Source organism: Aliagarivorans marinus DSM 23064 (genome assembly GCF_000429485.1).
Taxonomy (GTDB): Bacteria; Pseudomonadota; Gammaproteobacteria; order Enterobacterales; family Celerinatantimonadaceae; genus Aliagarivorans; species Aliagarivorans marinus.
In genome coordinates, this window is the sequence record NZ_AUBY01000008.1 from 244,143 (window position 1) to 266,785 (window position 22,643).

The 22,643-nt window shown below is 52.8% G+C and carries 17 protein-coding genes; 9 read left to right on the forward strand and 8 right to left on the reverse strand.

Annotated elements, in window-relative coordinates; all coding sequences use genetic code 11:
• The first annotated feature begins 272 nt into the window (after window positions 1-272).
• Complete coding sequence (locus G461_RS0101120; protein ID WP_026970424.1) at window positions 273-1,727, forward strand: aminoacyl-histidine dipeptidase; 1,455 nt, start codon at window positions 273-275, stop codon at window positions 1,725-1,727.
• A 58-nt stretch (window positions 1,728-1,785) separates the two neighbouring features.
• Here G461_RS0101120 and dinB read toward each other — a convergent pair whose 3' ends face one another.
• Both dinB and G461_RS0101130 read right to left on the reverse strand, forming a co-directional pair.
• Window positions 1,786-2,850: a DNA polymerase IV gene (gene dinB, locus G461_RS0101125; protein ID WP_026970425.1), complete on the reverse strand. Its 1,065-nt coding sequence runs from the start codon at window positions 2,848-2,850 to the stop codon at window positions 1,786-1,788.
• A 136-nt stretch (window positions 2,851-2,986) separates the two neighbouring features.
• The gene (locus tag G461_RS0101130) at window positions 2,987-3,475 is read right to left on the reverse strand and encodes a DUF1993 family protein (protein WP_051333262.1); all 489 of its coding nucleotides are present in this window, start codon (window positions 3,473-3,475) and stop codon (window positions 2,987-2,989) included.
• A gap of 185 nt (window positions 3,476-3,660) precedes the next feature.
• Between G461_RS0101130 and G461_RS0101135 the strand changes: the two genes are divergently transcribed.
• The 6 genes from G461_RS0101135 (at window position 3,661) to G461_RS26470 (ending at window position 9,917) form a co-directional block, all read left to right on the forward strand.
• Entirely contained in the window at window positions 3,661-5,541 is a 1,881-nt protein-coding gene (locus G461_RS0101135; RefSeq protein ID WP_026970427.1) for a hybrid-cluster NAD(P)-dependent oxidoreductase, read from the forward strand.
• 59 nt (window positions 5,542-5,600) lie between these two features.
• Window positions 5,601-6,056, forward strand: a complete 456-nt coding sequence (gene gloA, locus G461_RS0101140) for a lactoylglutathione lyase (protein ID WP_026970428.1) — start codon at window positions 5,601-5,603, stop codon at window positions 6,054-6,056.
• Window positions 6,057-6,294: 238 nt separating this feature from the next.
• Entirely contained in the window at window positions 6,295-7,929 is a 1,635-nt protein-coding gene (locus tag G461_RS0101145; protein ID WP_026970429.1) for an alpha-amylase family glycosyl hydrolase, read from the forward strand.
• Window positions 7,930-8,162: 233 nt separating this feature from the next.
• Window positions 8,163-8,510, forward strand: a complete 348-nt coding sequence (locus tag G461_RS0101150) for a DUF805 domain-containing protein (RefSeq protein WP_026970430.1) — start codon at window positions 8,163-8,165, stop codon at window positions 8,508-8,510.
• A gap of 190 nt (window positions 8,511-8,700) precedes the next feature.
• Window positions 8,701-9,213 carry a non-heme ferritin gene (ftnA, locus tag G461_RS0101155; RefSeq protein ID WP_026957377.1) on the forward strand — a complete coding sequence of 171 codons (513 nt, stop codon included), beginning with the start codon at window positions 8,701-8,703 and terminating at the stop codon, window positions 9,211-9,213.
• A 185-nt stretch (window positions 9,214-9,398) separates the two neighbouring features.
• Window positions 9,399-9,917, forward strand: coding sequence for a pilus assembly FimT family protein (locus G461_RS26470; protein WP_026970431.1), 519 nt, complete (start codon window positions 9,399-9,401; stop codon window positions 9,915-9,917).
• Between the two features lie 105 nt (window positions 9,918-10,022).
• Here G461_RS26470 and G461_RS0101165 read toward each other — a convergent pair whose 3' ends face one another.
• The 5 genes from G461_RS0101165 to G461_RS22905 form a co-directional block, all read right to left on the reverse strand.
• Window positions 10,023-13,007 carry a PKD domain-containing protein gene (locus tag G461_RS0101165; protein WP_026970432.1) on the reverse strand — a complete coding sequence of 995 codons (2,985 nt, stop codon included), beginning with the start codon at window positions 13,005-13,007 and terminating at the stop codon, window positions 10,023-10,025.
• Between the two features lie 334 nt (window positions 13,008-13,341).
• On the reverse strand, window positions 13,342-14,181 hold the full coding sequence (fghA, locus tag G461_RS0101170) for an S-formylglutathione hydrolase (RefSeq protein ID WP_026970433.1): 840 nt from the start codon (window positions 14,179-14,181) through the stop codon (window positions 13,342-13,344).
• Between the two features lie 61 nt (window positions 14,182-14,242).
• Window positions 14,243-15,385 (reverse strand): S-(hydroxymethyl)glutathione dehydrogenase/class III alcohol dehydrogenase, encoded by a 1,143-nt coding sequence (locus G461_RS0101175; protein ID WP_026970434.1) that lies wholly within the window; start codon window positions 15,383-15,385, stop codon window positions 14,243-14,245.
• Between the two features lie 158 nt (window positions 15,386-15,543).
• Window positions 15,544-16,470 carry a glycoside hydrolase family 16 protein gene (locus G461_RS0101180; RefSeq protein WP_051333264.1) on the reverse strand — a complete coding sequence of 309 codons (927 nt, stop codon included), beginning with the start codon at window positions 16,468-16,470 and terminating at the stop codon, window positions 15,544-15,546.
• A gap of 825 nt (window positions 16,471-17,295) precedes the next feature.
• Window positions 17,296-17,928, reverse strand: a complete 633-nt coding sequence (locus G461_RS22905; protein WP_084428906.1) for a GNAT family N-acetyltransferase — start codon at window positions 17,926-17,928, stop codon at window positions 17,296-17,298.
• Window positions 17,929-18,474: 546 nt separating this feature from the next.
• Between G461_RS22905 and G461_RS0101190 the strand changes: the two genes are divergently transcribed.
• Entirely contained in the window at window positions 18,475-19,803 is a 1,329-nt protein-coding gene (locus G461_RS0101190) for an anaerobic C4-dicarboxylate transporter (protein WP_026970436.1), read from the forward strand.
• Window positions 19,804-19,873: 70 nt separating this feature from the next.
• Here G461_RS0101190 and G461_RS0101195 read toward each other — a convergent pair whose 3' ends face one another.
• The gene (locus tag G461_RS0101195; RefSeq protein ID WP_026970437.1) at window positions 19,874-21,220 is read right to left on the reverse strand and encodes an FIST signal transduction protein; all 1,347 of its coding nucleotides are present in this window, start codon (window positions 21,218-21,220) and stop codon (window positions 19,874-19,876) included.
• Between the two features lie 369 nt (window positions 21,221-21,589).
• Between G461_RS0101195 and G461_RS0101200 the strand changes: the two genes are divergently transcribed.
• Complete coding sequence (locus G461_RS0101200) at window positions 21,590-22,597, forward strand: manganese-dependent inorganic pyrophosphatase (RefSeq protein ID WP_026970438.1); 1,008 nt, start codon at window positions 21,590-21,592, stop codon at window positions 22,595-22,597.
• The last annotated feature ends 46 nt before the right edge of the window (window positions 22,598-22,643 follow it).

The window sequence follows — 22,643 nt, forward strand, 5'->3', positions numbered from 1 at the left end:
CCGCGGGCATTATATGATTCGAACTGCAAATTGCCACAAAATTCAGTGTACAGAATTTGAGCTTTAGATCTAGGTCAAATACTACAACTTCGTTACATGAAAGCTTGATATCTCATTGATAAATAAATGCATTTATCCACAACCCCAATGCCAGTTTATGGATTTTTGTTTTAAAAAGTAGTCCTGATTTGGTCAACTAATAGAGATAAATTCAAGTTCCCAGTCAATTCGGGTTAGAATTGACTGGATATTAAAGACCGAGAGGAACAATCGTGTCATCGATTTCTGAATTGAAGCCAAACGCACTGTGGCAGTTTTTCGACCAAATCTGCGCCATTCCCCACCCTTCATACCACGAGCAAGCCCTGATTGACTGGGTGGTGAGCTGGGCCAACGAGCAAGGCCTGGACGTGCAACTGGATGAAGTGAGTAACGTGATCATCCGTAAACCTGCCACCGCAGGGATGGAAGACCGTGAAGGCGTAATCCTACAGGCCCACCTGGACATGGTGCCGCAGGCCAACAGCGATACTCAGCATGATTTCACCAGCGACCCGATCCGCCCCTACATCGACGGCGAGTGGGTGACCGCCGAAGGCACCACCCTGGGTGCCGATAACGGCATTGGCGCCGCATCGATTCTGGCGGTGCTGGCCAGCGATGATATTGCGCACGGCCCACTGGAAGCGCTGCTGACCATTAATGAAGAAGCCGGCATGGACGGCGCATTCGGCCTCAAGCCCGGCCTGCTCGAAGGCAAGCTGCTGCTCAACACCGACTCAGAGCAAGAAGGCGAGGTATACATGGGCTGCGCCGGTGGCGGCGACACCAACGTGACCTTTGCCGCTGACTATATCGATGCCAGCGATGCCGCCAGCTTTGAGCTGGTGATCAAGGGCCTGAAAGGCGGCCACTCTGGCTGTGATATCCACACAGGTCGTGCCAACGCCAACAAGTTACTGGCCCGCCTGCTGGCCAAGCTACAACAAACTAATGGCCTGTCATTGGCCACTATCGAAGGTGGCAGCCTGCGCAACGCCATCCCGCGTGAAGCCAAAGCGCAGATCCAGTTAGCCGATGTAACAGCAGCCAAGGCGCTACTGGATAGCGAGATCGCCGCGATCACCGCAGAGTACGCCCGCGTAGAAGATACCCTCAGCATTGAGCTGCTTGAAAGCGCAGCACCTGCACAGGTAATGAGCCCGGCGATGAGCGATAAGCTGATTGCCAGCCTGAACGCCTGTATTAATGGCGTGATCAGCATGAGTCAAGACATCGAAGGCGTGGTAGAGACCTCGCTAAACGTGGGTGTTATCCGCGCCGATGAAACGGGCAACATCAAGCTGCAAATCCTGGTTCGCTCACTGGTAGATTCAGGCCGCCTGATGGTGGAATCAAGCCTGGCGTCGCTGTTCAAGCTGGCCGGTGCCGAAGTGGATCACAGCGGTGCCTACCCTGGTTGGAAGCCCGATCCAAACTCAGCACTAAAAACCGTGATTGAGCAAAGCTACCAGCAGCTGTTTGATAAGCACCCCAACACCATGGTGATCCACGCCGGGCTTGAGTGTGGCCTGTTCAAAGCTGCCTACCCAGAGTGGGACATGGCTTCGTTTGGCCCAACCATTAAGTTCCCGCATAGCCCCGACGAGAAGGTTAACATCGCCTCAGTGGAGAAATACTGGGAGCTGATGAAAGCGGTGCTAGCCAACACGCCTACCAAAGGCTAAGTGAGTACTTAGTCTTACAGCGATATGAGTGTGAAACTAGTTTGCTATTAGCTCGCTACTAGTTAGCTAAAGGAAGAGCCAGCTGCGTAAGCTGGCTTTTTTGATCGTGCTCTAAGCCGATGTGCACCCCAATCAGCCGCACCGCTTTACCGTGGCCACGACTGAGCGCTTCATCGAACAGCGCCAATAGCAAAGACTGGTCGATATCGCGCGCCTGCTGCTCCTTAGTGGTGAGCTGGAAGTCGGCAAACTTCACCTTTACCCCAAGCTTGTTCATGGCAGCGGTTTTTAGGTGCTTAGCGCTGCGCCGCTCCAGCTCGGGCAGTAAGCCAAGTAAGCGCTGCTCCAACACCTCACGGTTGGTGATATCGCCACTAAAGGTGCGCTCTACCCCCACCGACTTACGCTCTCGGTGAGCACTCACTTCGCGCTCATCAATGCCCTGGCAGCGCTTCCATAAACTCTTACCCAGTTTGCCGAAGTCTCTTTCCAGCTCAGCGGGGTCAGCGGCCAGCACATCGGCGCCGGTAAACAAGTCGGCCGCATGCAGGCGCTCGATGCTAACCTTACCCACGCCGGGTATCTTCTCCAGAGGCATGCTATGGATAAACTCTGCCATCTGCTCGGGGCGGATCACCGCCATGCCATTGGGCTTATTCAGATCAGAGGCGATCTTGGCCAGAAACTTAATCGGCGCAACCCCTGCCGAGGCGGTCAGGCCAGTCTCTTTGAAGATATCTTGTCGGATCTGCTCGGCAATCAAGGTGGCAGAGCCGGAGCAGTGCGGGCTGTCGCTGACATCCAGGTAGGCTTCATCCAACGACAGGGGCTCAACCTTGTCGGTGTAGTGATGGAAGATCGCCTGGATCTGGGCGCTGATCTGCTTGTAATAGTCGATGCGCCCCGGCAGCAAGATCACATGGGGGCATAACTTGAGGGCTTGTACCGTCGGCATGGCCGAGCGCAGACCAAACTTGCGAGCTTCGTAGTTACAGGTCGACAGCACACCGCGGCCACTGGCGAGGCCGCCAATGGCAACGGGCTTGCCATACAATGTCGGGTTATCCCGCATCTCAATGGCAGCATAAAAACAATCCATGTCGACATGAATAATCTTTCGCATGGGCTAAACGACAACCTGCTCACTAAACCTGTATATATAAACAGTATTATTGTAGCGCTGATTAGTGCTTAGGCCAAGCGTCGAGTTCTGTCGTAGAGTTTAAAGCGCCTGCGCCCGTAATGCTGGTGTCGATTAGTTAGGGTTCAACGAAGCTAAACCCCGCCGGATAGGAGTGCAGGCCATCGAAGTCGCCCTTGCTGAGCGGCACGTCATGGCTGCGGGCAATCGCGTAGACCATCGCCATATGGAATAGCAGGTTAGGCAGGACAAGTTGATGGATAAACTGTGGCTCAGCCAACTCGGCGGTAGCGAAGCCGAGTCGCTCGGTGTGGGCACGCTGCGCGGAGAGTTGCTCTTTATCTGGCGCTTGCTCAAGCCAGCCAATGATCTGCTCGATATGCGCCAACACCGCGGCTTTATCATTGCTATCGGTCTCCACCAATACCGGCTCGATCCCCACCAAGGGGGCATAGCCGCGAATGGCAAAGTTTGCTGCGATCTTGGCGTGCATCGCCAGATTGAGCATATCTGCACATAAGGCCTGCTCAAACGAGGACTCGGGGGTCTTTTCAACAATGATCTGTAACTGGCTGAGGTGGTGCGAGAAAAGCGCTTTGATATCCAACGGTTCCGTCCTTGGCGAGCTATACAGTTGGCCTAGCCTATCAAAAAAGCAGCAATTTCGCTCGCCGCAAGGCTGTTGTATCGGCTTTATTTATTTCTGACTCACTAACTTCATGGTTCAAAGCTGGCTCTCAGGGAGTAGCCTCAGTACAATCGGGCTAACACTTTAAATACAAAGGACTGCGTGTGAATACAGCTAGAATCAGTCAACTCAGTGTTTACCCGATAAAATCCTGTACCGGCCTGCACCTGAACCACGCTCTCGTGGAAGAGCACGGTTTGGCCTTCGACCGCCGCTTTGTGGTTGCCACCCCTGAAGGCAAGTTTCTCACCGCTCGCACCCATCCCCGTTTGAATCAGATCCACTGCGCCTTAGTGCAAGATGGCCTGCACCTGCGCGCCCCCGATATGCCACCTTTGGATGTGGAGTATCACCACTTCAGCGCCCGCTATAACCAGGTTCAGGTGTGGTCATCTACCATCGATGCGCAGCACTGTAGCAGCGACTATGACGAGTGGTTTAGCGACTATTTGGGCGTGGACTGCCAACTGCTGTTTTTCGGCAAACACAGCGAGCGCAAGGTGAAGCGCCGCGACAGCCAAGTGGCCTTCGCCGATGGCTATCCGCTGCTACTTATCTCTCAGGCATCGCTTGATGATCTTAATCAGCGCGCCAGCGATCACATTCTAATGAGCCAGTTTCGCCCCAATATCGTGGTCAAGGGCACCGAGCCCTTTGCGGAGGATAACTGGAAGCGCATTCGTGTCGGTGAGGTGGAGTTTGAGATTACCAAGCCCTGCTCACGCTGCGTGTTCACCACCCTCGACCCCGAGACTGGCCAATACAACGAGCTGAACGAACCGCTACGCACTCTGGCCAACTATCGCAAAGGCGCCGATGGCGAGCTCTACTTCGGCCAGAATATGGTTGCCCTGAACAAAGGCAAGATCAGCCTGTATGACCCTATCGAGGTGCTAGAGACCCAACAGGGCGAAGCCTACCCCGACCATGCCCCGAAACGCCCCGGCGCCCAGCCGCCCAGCAGCGGGATGTGGCAAAGCGGCCAGCAAACCCTCGAGTGTGTGGCGGTAGAGCCGGTCACCCACGATGTATCGCGTATCTTGCTGGCGCTGCCCGATGGCTTGCGCTGTCATTACCTGGCCGGGCAATACCTGCCGATAGAGGTGGAGATCGACGGTCACCCGGTGCATCGCAACTATACGCTGTCATCCAGCCCCAGCCGCCAAGGGCTGTTGGAACTCACCATCAAGCGGGTTGAGGGCGGCAAGGTGTCTAATTGGCTACTAGATAATATGAAAGCGGGCATGCACCTTAAGACGCTACCGCCGGCAGGTGATTTCTACCTCGAGTGTGCCAGCCAGCCACAACTGCTATTGCTCAGCGCCGGTAGCGGCATCACCCCGATGTTGTCGATGCTGCGCAATATCGTTGACCAGCGCCTACCCTACCAGGTGATCTTCTTGCACTCCGCCCACAGCGAGCAAGATCTGATTAATCGCGCCGAACTCGACTATCTGAACACCTTCGATAATATCGATGTTCGCTACACTCTAAGCCGTGAAGCGCCCAGCGACTGGCAGGGCTATACCGGCCGCCTCAATCGCGGCATGTTGCTGGATGTGGCCGAGCTTGAGCAGCACAGCGTATTTGTTTGTGGGCCGCAGGCCTTTATGCAAAGCGCCAAGGAACAGCTTCTGGCACTCGGACTGCACGAGAGTGATTACTTTGAGGAGAGCTTTGGCCATCGCGATGAACAAGCCGCCAGCGATACCCCGGCCACCGCGCACAACATCCTGTTCGATTCCTGGGACAGCTATGTGCATGGCAACGACCAGCAAACCTTGCTCGAGCAAGCAGAAGATGCCGGTATCAACCTGCCCTACTCCTGCCGCGGCGGTTTCTGCGGCGCTTGCCGGGTCAAGCTCGAGTCCGGTGAGGTGAAAGTGATCGAAGACAGCGGATTGAGCGAACAAGATAAACAAGACGGCTTTGTGTTAGCGTGCAGTTGTAAACCGCGCTCTGACTTGGTGATTACCCAAGGCTAAATCAACACAACGAACTACCCAAACAACCAAGACCTAACGACTTAAATTAGGAAGAAACAATGAAATTTTTACACACCATGGTACGCGTTAAAGACGTTGATGCGTCGCTGCATTTCTACTGCGACCTGCTGGGCTTTAAACTGGTGACCCGCGATGATTACGAAAGTGGTCGCTTCAGCCTGATCTTCCTGGCAGCCCCGGAAGATTACGAGCGCGCCAAAGTTGAAAAAGCGCCCTGCCTTGAGCTGACCTACAACTGGCCCGATGAAAACGGCGAAAGCGAGACCTACACCGGTGGTCGCAACTTCGGCCATATCGCCATTCAGGTCGAAGACATCTATGCCGCCTGCCAACACCTGCAGGATAATGGTGTCGTGATCAACCGCCCACCACGCGATGGCTACATGGCCTTTGTACGCTCTCCCGATGGTGTCTCAGTGGAGTTACTGCAAAAAGGTGACAAGCTGGCACCACAAGAACCGTGGGCCAGCATGCAAAACACCGGCGAGTGGTAAGTCGCCATCATTGGTAGAAAAAGAGCGGGGCTTCCCGCTCTTTTCGGTTAGCCCTCTTTCTCATTTACCCTCCGCTAGCTTTCTTCCTCTTATCTGCTCTCCCACGACCTTGACTCACACGCCACACCTTTAGTGACTCAATGCACAATTACCGATAATTAACTTGTTAGCCATTATCCCTAAATGGTTAAAATATCAGCGCTTTATACAAAAACTATTAAATGGGAAAGGAAGCGTTATGAATACAAGCAAACAAGGAATTGCGGGGTTGCTTTTGGCAACTCTGGTTGGCTGCGGCGGTAGCAGCAGCGGGGGAGAAGAACCGCCCTTCGTGGAAGGTGAAGCCGAAAACCTGGTCGATATGAGCGCGGTAGCCGTTGATGACCAACCCGGTATGCCCGCCAACTGGTACCAAGGTGCCACCTTTATGGAGATCTACGTTCGCGGCTACAAGGACAGCAGCGGGGATGGGATCGGCGATATCAACGGCCTGATTGAGCAACTCGACTACCTACAAGATCTCGGCATCGGCGGGATCTGGTTGTTGCCAATCAATCAGAGTTCCGACAATGACCATGGCTACGAGGTCACCGACTATCGGGCGATCGAACGCGACTTCGGCAGCCGCGAGGATTTCGATCGCTTAATCAGCGAAGCCCACCAGCGCGGTATCGGGATTATCATCGATTACGTGCTCAACCATAGTTCGGGACAGCATCCGGTGTTTATCGACTCCGATAACAACGCCGGGAACAAACGAGACTGGTATGTGTGGCGCAACACCCAGCCCACCAACTGGGGCGGCCCATGGTATTCGCCCAACCCTTGGCATCCGGGGCAAAGCGGTTACTACTACGGCTGGTTCCAATCAAACATGCCGGAATTTAACTTCCGTAATTCTCAGGTGGTCGATTTTCATCACAACAACCTCCGTTACTGGCTGAATGCCGGTGTCGATGGCTTCCGCTTCGACGCCACCAGCCACTTGGTGGAGAACGGCCCCGGCGATGGGCAATTCGGACAACCCGAGAACCAAGACGTGATGTTTGCCGTCAAGCAGGTAGTCAGAGAAGACTATCAAAACCGCTATATGCTGTGTGAGGACTCCTCCGCCTCCATCGCCGCGGCGCAAGATGACGCCTGCGGTTCGGCCTTTGCGTTCTACCTGAATGCCGAGCTGATGGCGGCAGCAAAAAATGGTGGGCCCTTCTCCCAATCGCTCATCAGCTGGTTACAGTCGCCATCGCTATCTCGAATGGGGCTGTTGCTCTCTAACCACGATGCCTTCGCGGGAGACCGGGTATATGAGCAGCTTGACGGCGATATAGAGCGCTACAAACTGGCCAGCGCCAGCTTGTTAACCCTGCCCGGCCAACCATTCATCTACTATGGCGAAGAGATCGGTATGGGTCACAACAGCCAAGGCGGAGATTGGGGCCTGCGTACCCCTATGAGTTGGACCGCAGAAGGCGGCTTTAGCGAGTCAGAATCGCTGTTCCGCGAGCCAGCCAGCAACCGGGCTGAGTTTAACGTTGCCGATCAAATCGGCGATCCGGAATCGCTGCACAGCCACTACAAAGCGCTGATCCAACTGCGCAAGCAAAGCCCTGCTTTGCGCTATGGCGAACTGCAACTACTGTCCCACTCGGGGAACAGCCTTGCGTTCTTGCGGGTTCATGAGCAACAACAGGTACTGGTTGTGCTCAACTATGGTAGTAGCGCACAGAGCCTGTCGCTTGAACTGGGCCAAGCGAACACTGCGCTGCTAGCCCTGTCGGGCTTTGGTCAAGACGGCTTAAGCACCAATGCAAGCGGCATACTGTCCATCAACCAACCGGCCTATGGGGTTGGCATCTACCAACTCGGGGAGTAATAAACCGATAACTGCCGAGCAAGCGAGCCTTGCTCGGCTAATTTATAGGCAGGCCTTTATCGCAAGCCAACAAAATATTTAATTTTAGCTAATTAATTCAGATGGTTAAACGATATAAAGGCGGATAAAATAGGCCAGGATTGAAAACCGAAGGGAACGCTATACCGCTTCGGGCTAGCTGATTATCGTTGGCAAATTGCTTTGATAACTTCCATATCGTTTAAGGAGAAAAAATGGAATGGTACCTAACCGTACTTAAGAAGTACGCTGTATTTTCGGGCCGCGCCCGCCGCAAAGAGTACTGGATGTTTGCGCTGTTTAACATTATCGCCAGCGTTGTTTTAGGAGTGGTTGATGGTGTGCTAGGCACCGCATTTCTCGGCATTATTTATAGCTTAGCGGTGCTAATCCCAAGCATTGCGGTTTCAGTGCGCCGCTTGCACGACACCGATCGCTCGGGTTGGTGGATACTGATTGGCTTTGTACCGATTGTCGGCATCATTGTGCTGTTGGTGTTCACACTACTAGACAGCAAGGAAGACAACCGCTTCGGTCCGAATCCTAAGTTGGCAGAAGCCTAAATCATTACTTCAGCACGCAGCCTGTCCAAGGTTGTGTGCTCTTCCCAAACTCCTCCCATTGTTACCCGCTACATTTACCAAGCTCAGTGCTGCAATTTGTTGATTTAGGTTAATTTTAGGTTGTTAGTGTTTGCTTTTTTGCAACAGCTCTGGCATCTATCAAGGCAAGCAACTTAATAAGGAAGTAACAATGCTGGCACAAGCCATGGTCGATTGCCTGAACAATCAAATCAACCTCGAGTTCTACTCCTCCAACCTTTATCTGCAAATGAGCGCCTGGTGTGAAGACAAGGGCTTTGAAGGCGCAGCGCTTTTCCTACGCGGACACGCCGATGAAGAGATGCAGCATATGAACAAGCTGTTCAACTATGTCAGCGAGACCGGCGCCCTACCGGTACTGGGCTCTATCGAAGCGCCACCGCATAACTTCGAGTCGATGCAGCAGATGTTTGAGGAGATCTATAGCCATGAGCAACTGATCACCGAGAAGATCAACCAACTGGCTCATACCGCCTTCACCGCTCAGGATTACTCAACCTTTAACTTCCTGCAGTGGTATGTGGCTGAGCAGCACGAAGAAGAGAAGCTGTTCAAAGGCATTCTGGATAAGATTGCGCTGGTGGAAAACGACAGTAAGCTCTTATTCTTCATCGATAAAGACTTGGGCGAACTGGCTCGTAGCGGCGTTAACGCGGTCGCTTAACCCCGACTTTTTTCAGCATTTTCTGCCAAATCAGCGAGATGGTTGAAACTATCTCGCTGGTTATTTTACAATCATTGCCTTATCTATGCTGCAAGGTTAAATCCCCTCAGCATATGTGGACTTAGGACAAGTTCGAGCCAGCGACTATACTTGTCGCAAGATTTTTTTGATAAGGATATCACTAGTTGAGCAGGGACCTGCCCCCACCCCAACGTGGTTTTACGCTGATTGAGCTGGTAGCCGTTATCGTGCTAATCGCGATACTCGCCGTTGCAGCCGTCCCCAAGTTTGTCAATCTCTCTCGCGACGCCAAGATCGCTGCGCTTAATGGCGTGGCGGGCACCATGCGCTCAACCATTGGCCTGGTGAAAGCCAAGGCGGTCATCGCCGGGTACACGGTGTTTACCAGCAATCCCGGAAACTCGGTACAACCGGTTGTCGATTTTGGCGGCTTTAGCTCAGAGGTAGATTGGCGCAACCTTTGCCCTGAAAGTAGAGCGGAGTTGGGCGACCAGCTAACCATGATTGACTTTATCACCTTGGGCGAGTCCGGCGGGTTAACCGGCACTTTCAACAACCGCTACACGCTGGTTGGCTACGACATCCCGGGATTTTCCGTTCCCACCAATCAAGGCTGCTACATCATCTACGACTCCTTCGGCGACCCCGACTGCACCGTCACTCTAGTCACCGTCGATTGTTAGCCTAGCCCTTAGGGAGCCTTCAGCCCGAACCCGCAGAGAGCTAGGTACGAAAAAGGGGCACCAGCCAAACAATGACTGACGCCCCCTTTGCGGAGAGCTTAATGACTAGAGCTTACCGATACGCGCCATTGGCACGGTAAAGTAATCTACATCGTTCTTCTCTGCCGAGCTGGACTCATCCTTATCGTAGGCTTCCATCGCATTGTCTACCGTCGTTGGGTCGAACGGTACCGACGCAATCGCCGCCTCACCAAAGGTGGAGATATGCATAACACCGATGCCTTTCGATTCCAGATACTGGCGATCGATACCCAGCGCACTGAATGGGATCTTCATCTCATAGAACCAGTCCATATCGGTATCGTGGCCGGCGGCGATGTAATCCATCCAACCTTCGCTATCGCTGAGCTTGTCAGGGGTGTACTCGCCCCACTGCCATTTCTGCGCCCAGATTTGCTTAGGCAGCGCGCCTTGCACCGCGCCAAACACAATGCCACCCTCGTTAAAGCCAAGTGTATCGTCGTAGTTAAAGAAGCCATCACCTGCCATATAGAACAGCGCAGGCTGACCAACACCACACTTGCTCGAGAACATCGCAATGGTGTCGAGGCCCATCGACAAGTCGAAGGTTTTAAAGGTACTGATCGCCCAGATGTCATCACCATTGGCTTGGCCGCCCACACTGGCTTTGCTTGGATCGGTGTTAAACACCAGCATCTGTGGAATATCACCATTGGCCGGACGCGCTTCGTTGCCGCCGTTGTTCATTGGATCTGCAACATCGTTCAGATAAACAAACTGCCAACCTAAGTACAGGTTGTTATCATCCCAGGCCGCATACTGCGCATAGGAGTCATACGATGGATACTCATGCATGCCGCGGAAAGACTTAGCATCCGACAGGCCCACGCTTTGCGCAATCAGCATATCTTCTGACCAATCACCAAAACCATCAGAGCGCTCTTGTGAGCAGCTCACGTTCATACCAGAGCTGAATTTGCCTACGCCGCCATTGGGGTTGGTGGCAAACTTATCACCCAGACCGGCATCGCCGATGGTGTAGGAGAAGCTTTGACGGCCTTGGTTGCCAGCCGCATCTACTGCCAAGGTTTTGATCACCATGTCCACACCCGAGTCATTCACATCGCTTACTACGATGGTGTCGTTGGCGTATACCTTCGAGCTGGTTGAAGGTTCGGAGCCATCGGTGGTGTAGTAAACAACGGGGTTAGGATCGGCGTTATCGCTTACCGAGAGTTTCACCTCTTGCGCCACTGGGTAGGTACCCGGGCTAGGTGAGGCCGACACCACTGGCGCTTCAGTGTCTGGGCGTTCTTCATTCAGGCGGTACTCAAACACGTAGACCTGAGAGAGGTTATCAGCGGTGTCGATGGCAATCACTTTAATCGTCGCATCTACGCCATCGCCCTGATCGCTGATAGCAATAGGACCGGTATAACGCTGCGAGCTGGTGGTGGGTGCTGAGCCATCCAAGGTATAGAAAGCGCTCGCCTGCGGGTCCTTATCGATGATGTTAAGGGTAACCTGCAACTGAGTCTGCTCGTAGATACCCGCAGCTGGAGACGCTTCTACAACGGGCGCGGTCGTATCAGAACCACCCGGAGCACCACAGGCTTCCAGAGTTTGCCAGCTGCCGCCTTTGTAACATGGCTTGCTGGCATCGAAGGTCAGATCGCCGGTCTTGTCAGCGTCACTACCCGCGTTGAAGATGATGTTACCGGAGTCGATAAGTGCATCGAAGTCATACATCTTCCAGCCATCATCGAGCTCTTCCATCTTCACACCCGGCCAGCTCACATCTGCCACGCTAGGCTGCATTAGCCAGAAGTAGATATGGCTGTGCGAGCCTTGATAGAAGACCTGCGTTGAGGTTGGCTCAACCGGTGGCTGTTTCATTTGGATGTACACACAAGCTTGGTCACTACCGCCAGTAGCGCTGTTAACCGTTACACACAGCTGCTCGCTCTGGGTCACGGTTTTGCTGATGCTGGCAGTCGTTTCGCCGCTGCTCCACACAAAGCTCAAGGCCTGGGTATCGCCAGCGCCAGCAGTGGATGCACTGGCATCAAAGTTAAGTACCGCACCTTTGTCTGCCGAAACCGTGCCGGACGGAGAGATTCTGGCAACCGGGTTGATCGGGTCAGGGCCACCACCCGAACCATCGTCAACTACCTTGACAGTGATCTCAGCCGAGTCAACGCCGCCGTCGTTGTCGGTCACGCTCAGGCTTACTTTGACATTGCCCGCATTGGCCAGTGTATGGCTCATGCTAGAACCGGTATATTGCTTGCCCTCAACACTCCACTGATAAAGCACAATTGCGCCGTCATTATCGTAGGATTTATTGGCATTAAGCGTAAGAACATCACCCACTTCATAGCCATCTGCAGAGGCACCATCAATAATTGCCACCGGTTTTTCATTACCTGGCTCGACAACATCTTCCTTTACATCAAAATAAAGGGTTTCGATGGTGGACATATCGACATTATCAGTTACTTGTAAAGTCACTGATTTACGCCCCGCCGAAGAGAAGCTAAATGAAATGTGCTCACTCGTGTATTCGGTGCCCTCAACATTCCATAGGTAGTCGACAATATAACCATTGGGGGATGTCGATTGTGTAGCACTTAAATCGATAAGTTCATCGACTGCTACCTCAAAACCACCGGGGTTGCTAATGCTAATAAGTGGCGGTTGGTATTCCGATGCCGTGACATTGATAATGGTGTGCTGCTGGGCGCGCTGGCCTGACTCACCACGTACAGTCAGGGTCGCTTTATAGGCACCTGCGTCGCTAAAACTGTAGTTGGCCTCGCTGCCGAAGATCGATGGCTTAGTCTCAACGTCCCACTGATAGCTGGCGATTTCATCGCCCTCAGCCGTTGAGCTATCACCGTTGAGAGTCACAATTTCACCCACCTTGACCGGGTTTTTACTCACCTCGATCTGCGGGCTGAGTATTATCTCGTCTTTCTTTCCACCGTTCTCATCGCCGCCACTGCCACCACAGGCAGACAGGACAAATATCAACGATAGAAAAAACGGTATGAACTTAACATTAGTCACAATCCCTATCCCTATATTTAAGTAGCTAATTATATTTACCGCTTATGCCAAACATAATCAGTGGAATATACAAGTACCCTCAAAGTAACTCAGCAAATACCGGGATTGTTTTTATTGAAATGTAAATGTGATCAATTACAAATAAAAACCTTTAGCGATTAAAGCATTAAATAAAGGCAATAACCAAACAAGATAACGAACCAGAGGAATTATAAAGAAGGGAAAGGATAGGCATAGATTGTCTAAATACCAAGGCTTAATCAACACTAATATAGCGTATCGCTAACGCTAATAACTAACGCTATGAGTATTAATGCATCGTTGAATAAACTACTTAATCAAATAGGTAGGAAGCATGAAAACGCAGGTGGTCTTCAATAAAGCTCGAGATAAAGTAGTAGCTATGATCGTAGCCGGCCTGCATACGCAGCTCGAGAGGTGAGTTGTTATGCTCCGCCGCGGCTTTTAAGCGCTCAGGCTTGAGCTGCTCATCAAGAAAATCGTCGGCCTCGCCCTGATCGACCAGAATCGGCAGCGGAGATGGCGCCATCTTTAACAGCTCACAGGCATCATACTCAAGCCAATTGAGCTTATTACCGCCCAAATAGGCTTCCAAGGCTTTGTTCCCCCAAGGACAACTGCAGGGATTGGCAATGGGACTAAATGCAGAAATGGAGCGATAGCGCTCAGGATTACGCAGGCCAATCACCAAAGCGCCATGCCCGCCCATGCTGTGTCCACTGATTGCACGCTTGCTACCCACCGGCAGCTCCGCCTCTACCAACGCCGGCAACTCTTCACAGATATAGTCGTACATCTGGTAGTGCTCGCTCCAAGGTGCCTCGGTAGCATTGACATAAAAGCCCGCCCCTTGTCCTAAGTCATAGCCCTCATCATCCGGTATCCCCTCACCACGCGGACTGGTATCAGGGATCACCAGCGCCAAACCAAGCTCGGCAGCCACCCGAAACGCTCCCGCTTTTTGGCTGAAGTTCTCATCGCTGCTGGTCAGTCCCGACAGCCAATAGACAACTGGCAAGGATTGATGCTGGGTAACACCGGGAGGTAGAAACACCGAAAATCGCATCTGGCAGTTGAGCAAATTTGAGGAGTGGACGTACTGGCTAAGCGTCCCTGCAAATACCTGATAGTGATTAACTCGCGTTAAGCCCATGACCTATTCCTTTAGTTTATGTATACCCGAACAAGCTCTGGATGCGTGTTCGGGTACAACGCTACATATGGATAACGGAACGGATGCTCTTTCCTTGATGCATCAGTTCGAAGGCATGATTGATCTCATCCAGGCCCATGGTGTGGGTAATAAACTCTTGCAGACCAAACTCGCCCGCCATATAGCGCTCGACAATACCGGGCAGCTCGCTGCGCCCCTTCACTCCACCAAAGGCTGAGCCTCGCCACACCCTGCCGGTCACTAGCTGAAACGGTCGGGTGGAGATCTCCTGACCCGCACCCGCGACACCGATAATCACCGATTCGCCCCAGCCCTTATGGCAACACTCGAGCGCTTGGCGCATCACGTTCACGTTACCAATGCACTCGAACGAATAGTCCACCCCGCCATCGGTCATCTCGATGATGGCATCGACGATGGGCTTATCTAGTTTCTGTGGGTTAACCATATCGCTGGCCCCCAACTGACGCGCCAGCTCAAACTTGCTCTCATTAATATCGACGCCGATGATCCGTCCGGCGCCCGCCATACGTGCCCCGATAATCGCCGACAAGCCAATGCCACCCAGGCCGAAGATAGCTACGTTGTCCCCCGGCTGCACCTTGGCGGTGTTCAGCACCGCCCCCATCCCAGTGGTCACGCCACAGCCAAGTAGGCACACCTCTTCCAATGGCGCTTGCTTGTTGACCTTGGCCAGCGAAATCTCCGGCAGCACGGTGTACTCAGAGAAGGTTGAGCAGCCCATATAGTGATAGATAGGCTCGCCGTTGATGGAGAAACGGCTGGTGCCATCGGGCATCAAGCCCTTGCCTTGGGTCTCACGCACCGCTTGGCATAGATTGGTCTTACCGGATTTACAGAACTTACACTCGCCACATTCAGCGGTGTAGAGAGGAATCACATGATCGCCCACTGCGACACTGCTAACGCCTTCGCCGACCATCTCCACGATCCCCCCGCCCTCATGGCCAAGGATTGAAGGGAAGATCCCCTCCGGGTCCTCGCCGCTAAGCGTAAATGCGTCGGTGTGACACACGCCAGTGGCAACAATGCGCACCAACACCTCACCCGCCTTGGGAAGGGCGACATCAACCTGCTCCATCTTAAGTGCTTGCTTAGGCCCCCACGCTACAGCGGCCCGCGATTTTATAGATTGCTGCCCTGCTTCGAGTTTTATCGCCATACCTGCTCATCCTTCAGTACCAGACTCTGCAACTAAGCATAGACGCGCGCGTATAGCTGGATGGACTTTATTTTCTTACGGTGGCAAGTGCCGTTGCCACTGTATACCAGAAGCCATTGATACTTATGGCTGTTGGCGACGTACGCGCTCAACAAGCGTTACTGGCGATAATCAGCCAGCTCTGGCGCATCATACACGCGCACATAATCCACCAGCATCTGCGCCGGAAAGATTGCGTCGGATTGCGGATCGCCATCATAGTGGCCACCCACCGCGAGGTTGAGGATCAAGTAAAAGTGCTGATCGAAGGGGGCTGGGAAATCCGCTCCCGTTGTATACCAGTTAGTCTGAGTCGCGTAGAGCTCATCATCCACATACCAAACAATCTTACCCGGCAGCCAATCTACCCGGTACACGTGGTAATCATTGATATCGCCCTCGCGAAAGGTGTAGCTATTGGAGGTATAGGTATTGTTCGGCCACTGGCCGCCGTAATGAATGGTGCCATGCACCTCAGCGGGGTTGCTGCCCTTTGCCTCCATAATGTCGATTTCACCCGAGGCGGCCCAAGTGCCGTAGACATTGTCCTGCGGCATCATCCAGAATGCGGGCCACAAGCCTTGCCCTACGGGCAGTTTGATACGCGCTTCCACCCGGCCAAAACGCGGCATATATAGCCCTTGGGTTTTGATCCGGGCAGAGCTGTAATCAAACACATTACCGGCATCTATGGTGGCTTCCACCAATGCTTGGATCTGCAGCTGCCCAGAGTCGGTAACGCTTAGATTGCTCGAGTTAGCGGTGTAGTACTGCAACTCATTGTTTCCCCAGCCGCTGATGTACTCACCGTTTATGCTAAAGCCATTTCCCAGATCGAAGGTCCACTTACTGCTATCTAATTCGGGGGCAGTAAACTCGTCACTCCAGACTAACTCCCAGTTCATAGCAGCCGGATCGAGGTTCACGGCGTTACTGGACGCTGAGCCAGAGCCGCCACTGGAGCCGCAGGCGCTGAGGGTAACAGCAAGGAAAAGTGGTGCCGCGCACGACAGTCGCGACCAAGCGGAGTGATACTGATTCGACATCCTTTTCGAACTTCCTTATGAATGGATTCCAAAGCCTAGTCTGGCATGTCGAGTAAACCTACAGCAGTAGCAAAAACAGAAACTACGATCTTAATCGTTTACGTTAAGTTGATTTGCCATTGATAAAATCTTCATCACCTCGCAAGGAGCCAAAAACAGAAAAAAAGCAGGGCAACCACCGAAGCGGCTACCCTGCTTTCCCCCCTTGTTCGCCAGCTTTACTGGTCGCTATGTTGTGTTCTTTTGTGGCCTCGTTACAAGGCTATCGACTCACTGCAATATTGAATCTTTTGGTGGCTTGTCGCTTAGCGACTAGGCCTTATGCTGTTCAGGGCGCTTTTTCTTTTCCGTTTGGCTTGGACGGAAGCTCACACCTGACGCACCACGAAAACTTGAAACCATAATCACACCCTCCACTGTATTTAATGCAAGCCCCCCTGGCTTAAGTGCTTGTTGGTCCTGTCTAACAGCACCTTTGCCTGCTTGCACTTACACTGTTTGCATAGAGCAGACCAAGTTTCAGCAACACTGATAAATATTTTAAGTAGATTCAAATTTATGGGTAAGCACTGCATAAACCCCAGAGAAAACGCGAGTCGCGCTGCATATAAACTCATTTGGATAAAAACATCACTAAGACATATACCCGCATATAGTTAACGCCTTAAGCAACCGCCCTCTCATGGCGCACATTTTCAGTGCAGTGCTTCACCATTGCAGTTCACTTTGACCGCCCCGCTTGCCTTGTTCAACGACACCGATTCGCGACAAAAGCAGCCATACTCGCCATTACCAGCGACAGATCGCACCTACGACAAGTTGCGCCTAGCAGCGCTGACCAAGCAACAAGGCATACTGATCTTCTTCGATCAGCTCAAAACCCATCGCCTTGTAAAACATAATCGCTTTGGGATTGGCTTTCCCCACACCAAGGTGAACCCCACTGACAGCTTGCTCCCTGAGACTTTCCAATAATGTATTGATGAGCAACCTGCCATAGCCCTGCCCTTGGGCTTCGGGTAGCAAATCGATATGTAGGTGCGCGGGGTAGTCATCCACCCAAGTTGGCAGTGGTGGTCGCTGATGTATCAATTCAAGCAAGAAGGACTCAAACTGGCTATTACAAGGCAATTGCTGAGCATAACGCTGGCGTAGTGCAGGCAGCCAATCATTCTCCAGCCAAGCATTGTAGTCACGCGTATCCAGCGCACATAACAGATAGCCCATCACGGCATCCGCTTCTACCACCCAGTTGCTAGTTTGCGAGTAATAAAGGTAGGGTGAGCAAAAGTAATCACTCAGCAAACCGGGGTGATTAAACAGCGGTGTCGCATCACTACCGTTTTTCCCAGTAAGCAAACAGATCCTTTGCAACTGAGCAAGATCATCGCGCCTAGCGGGGCGCAGCGACAGCCGCGACTTAACGGTGGGATCATTTAGGTATGGGGCTGGTGTCATCGGGTCATTCCACTTTTGCAGGCCGACAAATCAGCTCTGCGTTGAGCCGATGCCGTAACAGTGAGCAAGCTAAGCCCCCAGTCTAAGGAATGATTCGCAAATGTTTACCTGTAACTTCCCGGCTTATGGAACTGGTCTCACTAACTCTCGATGAACCTCTGAGTTCGTGAGCGAAATCCCACCTTACGCCGCCAAGTAAAGGGCTAGGCCAGCCGCGAAAACGTCAGTGGATTTTTCTACAGAAAACCCATTTTACAGCTTGATTGACCACGCTGAAAAATTGAGCATTTTGACACTAGAAAACCATTATCAATTGCGAATTTTGCTGGTTAATCAACTGTTACGAAGCAGGTCAACGCCTTATTAAAACTTATGTACCGATAGGTTAAACACAGCATCGATTAGCATGCAGCAGCGCACGAATTACCGTTCCTAGCTGGAACAAATTCCCGATTATGCGCCCGATCAATTTTCACTCGCCATGAATATGCAAGTCTAAGCATGAATTTATTTAATATATTAACTTGTTTGAAGGAGTAACACCGCATGTTAGTCATGGCGTTTTTGTTTCTGCTGCTAATGCTCTATTTGGGCAGTCGTTTTGGCGGCATCGGCCTTGGGGTGGTATCTGGCCTCGGTCTGCTTATTGAAGTGTTTATTTTCCGCATGCCTCCCACCTCACCACCGATCACCGTAATGCTGATCATTATGGCGGTTGTAACCTGTGCATCGATTCTGGAAGCGGCCGGTGGCTTGAAGTACATGCTGCAGGTTGCCGAGCGCATTCTGCGTAACAACCCTAAACGCATTAGCATCTTGGGCCCCATCGTGACCTACACCATGACCGTGATGCTAGGTACTGGCCACGCGGTTTACTCCATCATGCCCATCATTGGCGATGTGGCACTGAAAAACGGTATTCGTCCAGAACGCGCCATGGCATCAAGCTCGGTCGCCTCGCAAATGGGTATTACCGCCAGCCCGATCTCTGCTGCGGTGGTGTACTACCTATCACAGATCGGCGCCTCACATGGCCTAATGCCTGAGCTGACCCTGATGGGCATTCTGATGGTGACCATTCCGTCGACCTTCTGCGGTACCTTGCTGCTGTCGCTGTATAGCTCGCGCCGCGGTAAAGAGCTGGAAGACGATCCAGAATACCAGCGCCGCCTGCAAGACCCACTATGGCGCGACAAGATCCTTAACACCACCGCCACCACGCTGGGTGAAACCCTGCCAGCTTCTGCGCGCAATGCAGTGCTGCTGTTCTTGTTGGCGATTGCCTCCATCGTGTTCGTAGCCATGTTCCCGGCGATCCGCACCATCGACGGTAAAGCCATCCCAATGAGCGTGATCATCCAGATGATGATGCTGGCCTTCGGCGGTATTATCCTGCTGGCCACCCGCACCAAGGCGCAAACCGTACCTGAGGGTGTGGTGTTTAAATCCGGTATGGTGGCTGCGATTGCCATCTTCGGTATTGCCTGGATGAGCGACACCTACTTCCAGTACGCCATGCCTGCATTTGAGGCCGGTATCATCGACATCGTGCGCGCCTACCCATGGACCTTCGCCTTTGCCCTGTTCATCGTCTCGGTGGTGGTAAACAGCCAAGCGGCCACCGCAAGGATGATGCTACCGGTAGGTATCGCCATGGGCCTGTCTCCAGCGATCCTGATCGGTTTGATGCCAGCCACCTACGGGTACTTCTTTATCCCGAACTACCCATCGGATATTGCGACCTGTAACTTCGATATGTCGGGTACCACCCGCATCGGTAAGTACTACTTTAACCACAGCTTTATGGTGCCGGGCCTGATTGGCGTGAGCTCCGCCTGTGTGATTGGTGTGACCTTGGCAGGGATTATTCTGTAAAGCGTTCTCACCTTATAAAGGTGCAAACGCCCGGTACTCGCCGGGCGTTTTTTAAGAGTAGCCGCTCCCCTTAGCGAAAGCGAATCGCTCGCCATAGGTTGCGCGCCACACTTTGCTGGCGTTTGAAGTAACCCGAGTAGTCGTTGTAATCATCCAGCTCAGCATCTCGTTGGCTATCGCGGCCATCCTTGTGCGAGTAGAAGAACACCGCACACAGGGTTTCATTAAGGTTTACCCCAAACAGCTCACCAAAGGTCGAGAAGCCCGCGATGGGAAAGTCTTTAAAACACTTAATCTTTTCTAGCTCTCCCGGGTTGTTTCTGCGTCGCTGGATGCAATCAAACAATACCCCACCCAATGGTTGTGGCAATCCTTCAGCAAACGATTGGTAGTCACGCTCGGTCTGCTCAGAGAGGCTTTGCTGCTCCATCAAGATCAGCTCGGCGCCAAAGGGCACATCACAGTAAAAATGCAGGCAACGCTTTTCGAGGTCGACCCACGATACCGAGCGTACAAACAGCTCACCGGCCACCGGCGTGGCAAAGCTGTAGTTTACCAATCGCTGTTGCAGCTCTTCGGGTTGGCAATCGAGCTGCTGACACAGTACTTCGATGGCTTCACGCGGACGGCTATCTTGCGGGCACAATAGCTTGCTAACGGTGCGCTCGGCGGGGTCACTCTCGGCCACCATCCAATTGTGTTCGCTCGGCAGGAAGTTATCACTCTTGAACAAGCGAAAGTAGAAGTCTTCATGCAGCTCGATAAAGCACAACAAGGCATGTTGGTTACGCAGAGCCTGCTCATCGTGGAAGGGGGCATGCCCGGCCCCGGGCAGACACCCGGTAGAGCCACCAATAAACGGCTGGCTAAAGCGGCCATCCTGATAGACCGCTTCCATCAGCCAGTTCTCACAGTGGCTGAAACCGTTCACCAGAGTAAGCACCAAACTACGCCCGGGTTCAGGAGAGATCTCGTGGTTAATCTGGCTCAGTTGCTTGGCGATGCGTTCGCGACGCACACTCGGGCTGATGCGATTCTCACCATCGAGGATATCCTCACAGGGCAGCTCGATGGTGTGCATCTCAACGCGCTCAAACAGGGACTTAGAGAACTCCTGGATCAGCACCTTGGGCTCATGCTCATTGCTCACATACAAGCCCTTGCCGCTGGAGCTAAGTTCACCAGCGGTGGAAGTTAGTATGCAAGGGGCGTTGTAGCGTCGTTTGAGTAGCCGGTGAACCTGCTCGAAATCAAGGCAAGAGGGCACATAACCCAGTACCAAGGCGCAGTCACTGCTGTTGGAGGCGATCCCAGCGCTTGCTAACTCTTCCAATACCTCCAGGGTATAACTGGCCACCCTTACAGGCGGACGAGAGCCGGCGTCCAAGACCCCGCGAAACAGCGCTGCCAAATGCATTCTCAATCCCTAAGTCACGATTCTCTGACTAGATTGTCAAGAAATAGGAAAAAACCAAGTAGCGACCGCGATTAATTCTAGATTGATCATACTTTGCCCATGAGCGAATGAAATTAAATCGTTTACCTTCAAAGTTTTACAATCATATAGCGTGACACAACTCCCCTTCAAAAACCTGCGCTTACGGGTAAGTAAGTAGCCGCTTTGCCATAAGCCTGAACAATACCTACCCTCCCGATATCGCTTTAACGCCAGCCATGCAAAGCCTTCAGATATTTTCTTGATGTACCTTGAGATTGATTAGATTTTTTCGCCACCTGTTTGTCATAAACGCGCTTTAAGCTCGCTGCGATTATCACAGGAGGTACCATGAAAAAGTCACTTATTGCCATTGCAGCGCTAAGCGCTGGCATGCACGCCCACGCTTTCGATCTGATGCAACCTAGCTTGAACGATACCAGCAACTTAGTGTGGTCTGGACACATCAGTCCCGACACCGATACCGTGGTGTCAGCCCTGCTTGCTGCCCATATCTATGGCGGCACCGCTACCGTGCCGGGTGAGCTCAATCCTGAGAGCAAGTTTGTGCTGGAGCAATGTGGCGCGGTTGCCCCAGTGTACCTCGACAACTACCAAGGCAAGCGTTTGGGCCTGGTGGACTTCAACCAGCAAACCCAGCTGGCCCCGGGCATGGATGAAGCCAACATTGTCGCGATTATCGACCACCACGCCATTGGCGGTAACCCGGTGAACACCAGCCAGATCGTCACGCTAGATATTCGCCCTTGGGGCTCTGCGGCAACCATGCTGATGGACCGCGCCAAGCAGCTAAATATTGAACTGCCGCAGGAACTTGCTTGTGCCGCCATCGGTGCCGTGCTGTCTGATACCGTGGTCTTCCAATCGCCGACCACCACCGATTTTGATCGCCAGTTGGTAGACGCCTACAGCGCGCAAGCGGGGCTCAGCAACATCAACGAGTTCGGCGAACAGATGCTGATCGCCAAATCAGATCTTAGCCATATTGATGCTGCCACCATCCTGACCATGGATTACAAAAACTTCGAGTTTGGCGGTAAGAAAGTTGGTATCGGCGTTGCCGAAACCCTTAACGCCCAGCAGCTGATCGACCGCAAGCCTGAGCTGTTGTTAGCGATGCAGAGCTACAAGCAAGAACAGGGGCTGGACCACTTGTTCTTCTCGATTACCGACACCAAGCACAAACGCGCCAACCTGCTGTGGGTTGACCCAAGCGACCAACAGGTTGTCGAGCGCGCCTTCCAAAGCGTGCAAGGCCAAGACATGCTGAGCCTCGATGGAGTGACCTCGCGTAAACGCCAGATTGGCCCCGCTATTCAAACCGCTCTCGAGCAGTAATCACCTACTAGCACTACGCTAAAATTGGCGCTCCCCGAGCGCCTTA

Coding starts and splice junctions, on each gene's coding strand:
- dinB (WP_026970425.1), bottom strand. CDS start 2,850: ATGCGAAAGATTATTCATGTCGACATGGATTGTTTTTATGCTGCCATT.
- gloA (WP_026970428.1), top strand. CDS start 5,601: ATGAAATTTTTACACACCATGGTACGCGTTAAAGACGTTGATGCGTCG.
- G461_RS0101145 (WP_026970429.1), top strand. CDS start 6,295: ATGAATACAAGCAAACAAGGAATTGCGGGGTTGCTTTTGGCAACTCTG.
- G461_RS0101150 (WP_026970430.1), top strand. CDS start 8,163: ATGGAATGGTACCTAACCGTACTTAAGAAGTACGCTGTATTTTCGGGC.
- ftnA (WP_026957377.1), top strand. CDS start 8,701: ATGCTGGCACAAGCCATGGTCGATTGCCTGAACAATCAAATCAACCTC.
- fghA (WP_026970433.1), bottom strand. CDS start 14,181: ATGGGCTTAACGCGAGTTAATCACTATCAGGTATTTGCAGGGACGCTT.
- G461_RS0101175 (WP_026970434.1), bottom strand. CDS start 15,385: ATGGCGATAAAACTCGAAGCAGGGCAGCAATCTATAAAATCGCGGGCC.
- G461_RS0101180 (WP_051333264.1), bottom strand. CDS start 16,470: ATGTCGAATCAGTATCACTCCGCTTGGTCGCGACTGTCGTGCGCGGCA.
- G461_RS22905 (WP_084428906.1), bottom strand. CDS start 17,928: ATGACACCAGCCCCATACCTAAATGATCCCACCGTTAAGTCGCGGCTG.
- G461_RS0101190 (WP_026970436.1), top strand. CDS start 18,475: ATGTTAGTCATGGCGTTTTTGTTTCTGCTGCTAATGCTCTATTTGGGC.
- G461_RS0101195 (WP_026970437.1), bottom strand. CDS start 21,220: ATGCATTTGGCAGCGCTGTTTCGCGGGGTCTTGGACGCCGGCTCTCGT.
- G461_RS0101200 (WP_026970438.1), top strand. CDS start 21,590: ATGAAAAAGTCACTTATTGCCATTGCAGCGCTAAGCGCTGGCATGCAC.